This window comes from Parabacteroides sp. B2-S-102 (assembly GCF_023656665.1).
GTDB lineage: Bacteria > Bacteroidota > Bacteroidia > Bacteroidales > Tannerellaceae > Parabacteroides > Parabacteroides distasonis.
In genome coordinates, this window is the sequence record NZ_JAMOKM010000029.1 from 35,251 (window position 1) to 43,553 (window position 8,303).

General features: G+C 45.0%; 3 protein-coding genes. All 3 read right to left on the minus strand.

Annotation, left to right across the window (positions count from 1 at the left end; all coding sequences use genetic code 11):
• Positions 1 to 12 precede the first annotated feature (12 nt).
• Genes NBH07_RS21280 through NBH07_RS21290 form a run of 3 tightly spaced genes read right to left on the minus strand, consistent with a single transcriptional unit; the run spans position 13 to position 7,236 of the window.
• Entirely contained in the window at positions 13 to 2,325 is a 2,313-nt protein-coding gene (locus tag NBH07_RS21280; protein ID WP_122128824.1) for a glycoside hydrolase family 20 protein, read from the minus strand.
• Positions 2,326 to 2,343: 18 nt separating this feature from the next.
• Positions 2,344 to 4,542 carry a glycoside hydrolase family 20 protein gene (locus NBH07_RS21285; RefSeq protein ID WP_122128822.1) on the minus strand — a complete coding sequence of 733 codons (2,199 nt, stop codon included), beginning with the start codon at positions 4,540 to 4,542 and terminating at the stop codon, positions 2,344 to 2,346.
• A gap of 15 nt (positions 4,543 to 4,557) precedes the next feature.
• Complete coding sequence (locus tag NBH07_RS21290; RefSeq protein ID WP_227154517.1) at positions 4,558 to 7,236, minus strand: glycoside hydrolase family 3 C-terminal domain-containing protein; 2,679 nt, start codon at positions 7,234 to 7,236, stop codon at positions 4,558 to 4,560.
• Positions 7,237 to 8,303: the final 1,067 nt, after the last annotated feature.

An 8,303-nucleotide genomic window follows, 5' to 3' on the forward strand; every position in this document is an offset into this window, starting at 1 on the left:
AACCGTTCTATTCTATTTTACACAAACTTCATCCACAAATAAAAATGCGGGATTGCCGGGCCACATATGCCAGGCTGGCAATTTCGGTGTAACTCTAGCAATGATCCGTACATAACGGGTTTCCACCACAGAGAAAGAAAGCGTATGCGGGTAAATACCGTCTTTATCTTCCTTGTCTAAAACCGGATAAGAGGCTGAAGCAAGTTTTCGGTACTCTTTTCCATCTTCAGAACACCATACTTCCAGCCCGGTGGCATCCATTACGGCTGCTCCTTTTGAGACGTTGACAGTCAGCGATACCGAAGAGACAGGTGTCGACTTTTGTAGGTCGATGGTCAGATCCATATCTTTCAGGAAGCCGAGCCAGCGGCCGGTGTTATAGTTCTGATTACCCTGTAATCCGTCAGTCAGCGTGCTTACCCCGTTGAAAGTATAGTTCTCATGTGGTGCATTGGCCAGCCAGGAAGGTTTGAAAGTTGCTTTGTTTACATGGATATGTTCCTCAAATACACTACTGGTATCCTCAGTCGTAACAATAACGGCTTTCAGTTTGGTGTCTTCCCGTATTATCAATGGTTCCGTATAGATCAGGGAAGCTGTATTCGGTTGACTTCCGTCTGTCGTATAGTAGATCGGGCGGTTACCGATAGTGGAAAGGGAAATCTCAAGCGCATCTTGCAACGTGTCTGTCCGGAAGTTCTCGGTTATTTGAAAAACATGTTCCGAATAAGTATAATGAGATTTGTCATATACAGTTATCAAACGATACAAACGATCCATAAAAGCGTCGAAATCGTGTTGTTCAGGATCAGCCCAGCCTAATTCGCTTAACGCGGCCAGACGTGGAAGGATTAGGTACTCAGCCCGTTCCGGGGTATCAATTCGCTCCGACCATAGACAGGCCTGTACACCGATGATATGCTTGGCGGCAGCTTCCGATAATGTATCCGGACAGATTTTGAAATCATAGACACGGCGAACCCCCCGGTTACCACCCAGTTCCAATAACTGGCGGCCACTGAAATAAGTGATACCCGCTGGAGTCATAATGACATCATGTTGCATTTCAGCCGCTTTGATACCATTTTCCGTACCTCTCCATGACATGACGGTCGCATTGGGAGCCAACCCTCCTTCCAATATTTCATCCCAGCCGATAATCTGACGTCCTTTGCTGTTGACGAACCTCTCCACTTCTGTCATAAAATAACTCTGGAGTTTGTCTTCCGCTTTATGTTCTTTCGTATCTTTCCATCCGTTATTGTGGATCAATGCCTGGCATTTCGGGCATTGTTGCCAGCGGTCACGTGGACATTCGTCGCCTCCTACATGAATGTAATGGGAAGAGAAAAGCTCAATAATTTCCGATAACACATCTTTCGCAAAACGAAGCGATTGCTCATTGCCGACACATAATACCTCCTTATGGACACCATACGTAGTAGCCACTTCGTAGGGGCCTCCTGTGCATCCTAGATCCGGATAGGCAGCAAGCGCGGAGGTGATGTGTCCCGGCAGATCGATCTCAGGAATAACGGTGATATAACGTTCTGCCGCATATTCGATGATGTCCTTTACTTCCTCCTGCGTATAAAAACCACCGTATGGTTTTCCGTCGAATTTCCCGGGACCGTCATTCAGTAACGACTCTTTCCGTTTGGAGCCAATTTCGGTCAACTTCGGGTATTTTTTAATTTCGATACGCCACCCCTGGTCATCAGTCAGGTGCCAATGGAAGGTATTCAGGTTATGGAGAGCAATAATATCAATGTATTTCTTGATGAAATCAGTCGAGAAGAAATGGCGGCCTACGTCGAGATGCATTCCCCGGTAGCGGTATTCCGGCTCGTCTAGAATCTGTACGGCCGGAAAACTTATCTCCTTTTGTCCCGTCACGGGGAGTGATTTTCGAAGTGTCTGTATACCATAAAATATACCGGCTTCCGAACTCCCCGTGATGGTAATGTCTCTCTTGCCGACTTTTAGCCGGTAGCCTTCCGGTGAAGATGCGGCAGTACGATCTAATACGAGGCGAATGCTATTGGAAGAACCCGTATCTGCTGTTACTTCTGTTTCGATGCCTGTCATTTCGCGGATATATCCGGAAAGAAAAACCGCCGTTTGTCTCAGCTTCTCGTTTCCTTCCGGATATCCGATATGGGTGGATGTGCTCAATATAAAAGGGGCCTCTTTAGCTGGAGTGATCGACTTCGGCAGAGGTACTACCTCATAGTTGCATGTCGCGGTGGCTTCTTTTTTATTGCAGGAAAGTATCCCGGCGCAAAGCAGTATTGCTGTTATATAGAATAATAGTTCTCTGTTCATAATTGGATCACGGATTTTTTAATATACACTTACTTCATCCATAAAAAACCAGGCAGGATAACCTACGCCATAATGCCAGTCTGGGCATAATCCGATCCCTTTGACCTCAACTTTGATGTACCTGGCCTTGACAGGGCTATCCGACTCCGCTTTTCCTTCGACAAATTTAACCTGCAGGTCCCGGTCTTCAGCAAATGTAAACGAGCCGAAAGGTTTGTATGTCGTATTGTCCGAGGATATAGAATAGCTGACACTATGAGGCAATAAAACCCAGCCACCTAGTTGGTGGAGGAAATCCGCTTCTATCCGGGTGAAACTTTTCTCTTCGCCCAAGTCTAGAATGAAAGCACCGTCCGTCCCGTTCCATCCTACCCAGCTTTCTACATATGTTGTTCCTCCGAACAGTTCGTCGGTCAGAGCTGTTTCGCCCAATGTTTTATAACGTTCCTGAGGCGGGATGATCCAGGTGAGGGAGGCGCCGGAGGCCTTGCTTCGCTCGTTTTGCGGCAAGAATCGTTTCTTGTACAATTCACAATATTCGCCGGGTGCGTTTTTACGTTCATTCAATGACGTGACGCCGAACTGACGGGTACGCCGGTCGAATAGCCCGAGTAATTCCCTGATCTTCGTTTTATCTGTACCGACCTGTGTACGGGCGATCTCGAGTTCCGAATATTGCAGCGGGAGGCGGGATAATTGTACGCGGCGCAACAGTACGGTATCTCCAGCGACGGCTTCCTCTGCCAGGTCGAACAGTTCGTCGTATGTTTTCAGCAAAACGGGGTTCAACATACCATTTTTATGGGATATCGGAGAATCGTATATCCATAACGGTTGTCCGCCGGCCAGCAGCGCGCCTTGCATGATCTTCTGGTATTGATACAGGTAAGGGGCGGCCGCTCCGTAATAACCATTCATGAAGGTACGCATCAGGGAGTCGGCGTTCTGGTATGGGTCCCACATTAATTTTCCGATCATGTAAGCCCGCATCTCAGAGAAATCCCCGCCCCGGATACCATTTACCTGCGAAAAGTGCATTGTCACATGATTTTTCTTGAATAGTTGGATATTCTTTTGCAGGATATGGAAGTTGGGGAATGGTGAGACGATATTATCGAAATTGATCCCATAATCCCATACAAATATATTGTCGGATATCTTCGACCATCCTTCCAGCGCTTTTACGAAATCACGGCCGGAGGCATTATCGGTTAACGGAACCTCACGTTTACAATCTATGTCACACAACATGATGTTGACGTTGGATAACGGTTTCACATGCTTGGGCGGCTGCATGGAATACAGATAAGCCAATGTGGAAAATTCTTTATCAGGGAAACGTTCGGCCAGTTTATTCAGGAACCGGATCAGGTTGCCGGAAGGTGAACCTTCGTACTCGTCTACTTCTTTACAAGCCGGACAGGAACAATTCGTATTGTTACCGTCGTTCTGACTGACCGAAATCATTTTCATGTCCGGGTGAGCCTTAAAGATCGAATCTAGCTGGCGTACGGCCGCGTCGAATACTTTAGGGTTGGTCAGACACCACTGGCTGTTGTGTCCCGGACGATGCTCGCCGTTGATGAATGAGTAATATTCGGGATGTTCCTTGCCAAACCGGTCGGACGGCAGAATACGGTTGAACGTGTGTACCCACATGTTTTCGATAAACATGTCTTTTGGTTCTTCCAAGCGGAACCATAGCTTATAGACCGGGTCGTCGTTGTTATAGCTGTAAGTTTGGCGATAACGGAATGCCGGTGTTTCTTCCCTGTGGATAGCGGGAAGTGTGATTGTCTGCATCGGAGTCAACGTATAGGCCTCTTTTGCAAAATAGGACACGCCCATGTATTGTTCCAATAAGGAAACTACACCATAGATGGCGCCTTTATCGCCTCCGCTGGATATTTGTAGTTGTTCGTTTGCTGTCGTTTTCAGCAAAAAACCGTCTTCTCCGGCTGAGGCTTGTTTTCCTCCAATCAGAATGTCCCCGCTTCTAGCCTTTGTATCGGCAACGATCGGAAGCGTAGCCTGGCTGATCCGTTTGACAAAGTCTTGCAGCAAGGTGGCTGCTTGCTCGTTCACTTCATTCTTCTCAACTAATACGATTCGTGAAGTGGCTTTACCATCTTTCACAAGGGTTATCTGTGCTGATACCCTGGAGGAAAGCGCAAACAGCAACATCAGCATACCCATGCATTGAATCAATTGTTTCATGGTAATTGTTTTTATTTAATGGTTTGTTTCTAAAGTCATTGGATGATTTATTGTCAGTGTTGTCTTTAACCGGATATCTTTACAAGAGCGCCCGATCATCAGACGGAATTCACCCGGTTCGATCACGCGGTTCAACTCTTTATCCAGCATGGACAGGTCTTTCTCGTTTACAGTGAAGTGCAACTCTTTTGTTTCTTTCGGTGCCAATGATACAGGCTGGAAATGGATCAGCCGCATAATTGGTTGGGTTACGGAAGCGACCTGGTCGCGCAAATAGAGTTGTACGACTTCATTGGCTGCGTATTTCCCCGTATTTTTCACCGAAAAAGTAACATGGAAAGCTGTGCCATGTACTGCTTTCGTCACTTTTAGTCCAGAATAATCAAATTCGGAATAGCTCAATCCGTGACCGAAAGGAAAAAGCGGTTCACCGGTCAGGTTGAGGTAATCGTCGCTCCGCCCGGTCGGTTTATGACTGTAATTGAGTGGTAGCTGGGCTTCGTGGATCGGGTAAGTGATCGGCAGTTTGCCTGAGGGGTTATAATCGCCGAATAAAACATCGGCAACCGCATTGCCCCCTTCCACTCCCGGATACCAGGCATTCAGTACGGCCGGAACTTGATCCTGCCATTCAGACATGACCACGGCACTTCCACCGATCAAAACAACAACAGTGGTTTTTCCTGTTGCTGCGACTCTACGGATTAACTCTTCCTGTCGGCCAGGCAATGCCAGATAGCCTCTGTCACGGAATTCTCCCTCTTCAATACCCACGACAACGATGGCGATCTCGGATTCACGGGCAGCTTGTACGGCTTGTTCGATGGACTGGTCTTCATTTTTTGTATCCACGTCCCAAACAAACCGGATACGTGCGTTTTTTGTATTCTCATAAAACCTGATACGAATGTCATATTCTTTTCCTTTTTCAAAGGTAAAAGGAACTAATGTGTGACCGAAAGAGGTTTTATATGGTTTGTCTACTAGCACTTTTCCATCAACGGTCAGCTGGTAACCGTCATTTCCCTCCAGCCCGAGCTGATATGTTCCGGAGACGGGAGATTTTAATTTCCCGTTCCATTCGACAGAAAACCAATCGACAGCCAGGCAAGAATCCGGGGCAAACAATGTCCATGAGAATTGTATGCGTTTGTCAATCCGTTTCAAATCGGGGACTCCTTCATAGGAGATATTATTGAAATAGCGCCCTTCCAGTCCCGACAGTCCGTCTGATGTGGATAAATAATCGGTTGGGACGGTCAGATATTCCGGATTGATTCGTTTACATCCCTCTTCGTAACGGATGATAGCTCGATCGCCCAGTTTATTTTTCAATCCATCAAGAATGCTGACTTTGTCAACGCCCGGTCCGCTGTACCCTCCTAAACGGGCTTGAGCGGCATCTTGTCCGATAAGGGCGATACGTTTTACTTGTTTGGATAACGGCAAAACCCGATTTTCATTTTTCAATAACACGATTGATCTGCGAGCTGCTTCGAGAGCCAGTTTCCGGTGTGCGGAGCAGGCATTCCACTTCTCCGCCTCATTTTCGTCAATGTAGGGATGCTCGAACAGACCTAGGCGGAATTTCGCTTTTAATACTTGTCCTACAGCCCTGTCCAGCGCTTCTTCCTTAACTAAACCATCTAGGCAAGCCTGTAAGAATGGTCGGTGTTCATCGTATGTTGTCTGGAAGATGACATCCAGACCTCCATTGATTGCATCAGCTCCTGCTTCCGAGAAGTTATTGACGGTGTGATGCAACTTGTGGATGATACCGACAGCATCTGCATCCGCAATCGTAAATCCGTCGAATCCCCATTCGTTCCGGAGTTTGTCGATCAATAACCAGGGATTGGCTGTACAAGGAGTTCCGTCTAACATATTATATGCAGTCATTACAGACTGCGACTGTCCTTTTTGGAAGCAAGCCTTGAAAGGAACCAGATGCGTCTCTTCCAAAAATCGTTCCGTGAAATGGATCGGATTACTGTCTCGCCCTCCATCTCCGGAATTGGCGGCAAAGTGTTTAGGGGTGGTTATCACTCCCATTTCTTCAAAACTTCTTACAAAGTTGACACCCATGCATGCCGAAAGATATGGATCTTCTCCATAGGTCTCTTCCGTACGTCCCCAACGCACATCTGTTGCGAGATTAACCACGGGCGATAGTATTTGTCGGATACCACGTGTTTTCGTTTCCATGGCGATAGCATGGGAGACTTGGCGTACTAAGGCCGTATCGAATGTGGCGGCCAATGCGATGGATTGGGGGAACGCCGTGGCACCACCACGAATCAATCCGTGTAAAGCCTCGTCGAATGCAATAATCGGTATGCCCAGTCGGGTTTCTTCTACGAAGTAACGTTGGATCTCATTGATTTTTTTAGCCATCTCTTTTGCTGTTAATTTCGGGTTGTATTGCAGCAATTGTTTGAGTTCCGGATTACTGGTTCCTATGGTTGAAACCTGGAATCCGAAGATACCGTGGGAAAAGCGGTCTTTCCCTTTATCCAGATCACCAGGCATCATATATGTTTGCCAGAACTTCTCTTCGATCGTCATTCTCCCTAATAAATCCTTCACTCGTTCGTCAACCGGAAGTGCCGGATTCTTGTAAGGAGGTATTTCCTTGACCGAAGTGAAAGAACAAAGGATAATAATTGGAAATAATAGTAAATTAGTAGGTTTCATGACATTAATTATACTTATTGTACCGAGTACATATTGTTTATCGCGTGCAAAATTCAAAAAAATCAGGTATAAAAGCAAACGATCGAGAGAGAAATATATTAATAAACAGGGTATGACTGTTATGTTCGATTGTTTCGCTATCTTTTTGACAAGCACTTTTAACAAATGAATCATAATAGTTTGTTAAATAATTAGAAGTCATTTTGAAATGAATAAAATAACCTTATATTTCAATATAAAAATAATAAGTATCAGCAAACTAAAAAATATGATGGTTAGAGTTTACAGTATCAATCAAGTTACCAATGGAGAATAGCACCAATGGTTATTGAATAACTTGAATATAAGTTCCTGCGCCTCGTTAAGATCCTTACAGACAGAGAGTGCCAAGGAGCGCTTGGGATTGGGTTGCGGACAAATTCGGTTGGGTTGTTGAAGCCGTACTCTGGCTAAATGAGCGCCCAAACGAATTCCTTGTCTTACCTAAGAGATGGATTGTTGAAAGATCGTTCTCTTGTTGAGGAACTCCAGAAGATTAACTATTGATTATAAATATCTGTGTGAGATGGCTGAAGTTATGTATCAACTAGCATTCATACAGATTATGCTTAAAAATATTTCTAAGGATTTCAATCTTAAATCAGACACAAGAGTATGGTAAATAGTGACCTGTGCCAAATAAATCGGCCTTATTTTGGTAGAGAGATTGCCTTTCATTTAGAGCGGGACCATGCATACTTGAGGTTGTTTTGGTCTCTGGATGAAACTTGTCCCAGCGGAACTAACGTGTTTTAGATACGTTTAAGATTTGATTTTCTTGGTTTCAAAAGGTAATTTGTGACAAATGTGTTGTTTTTTCTAAAAAAGCACCATAAATTTAAGTATAGTTTACGAAAAAGTTGTATCTTTATATCGCATTTATGCAATAGACCATGAATGGTACATTAGTTCCGCTGGAACCATGTTCATATTGTGATATAACATTACAGGAATAAATGTAATCAATCTAAACTTAAACTTAATTTTAAAACAAAAGCAAGATGACAAAGAATGAATCTAAGCTATTA

Bases quoted from the DNA above. Each gene is read 5' to 3' on its own strand.
- NBH07_RS21280 (WP_122128824.1), bottom strand. From the start codon at position 2,325: ATGAACAGAGAACTATTATTCTATATAACAGCAATACTGCTTTGCGCC.
- NBH07_RS21285 (WP_122128822.1), bottom strand. From the start codon at position 4,542: ATGAAACAATTGATTCAATGCATGGGTATGCTGATGTTGCTGTTTGCG.
- NBH07_RS21290 (WP_227154517.1), bottom strand. From the start codon at position 7,236: ATGAAACCTACTAATTTACTATTATTTCCAATTATTATCCTTTGTTCT.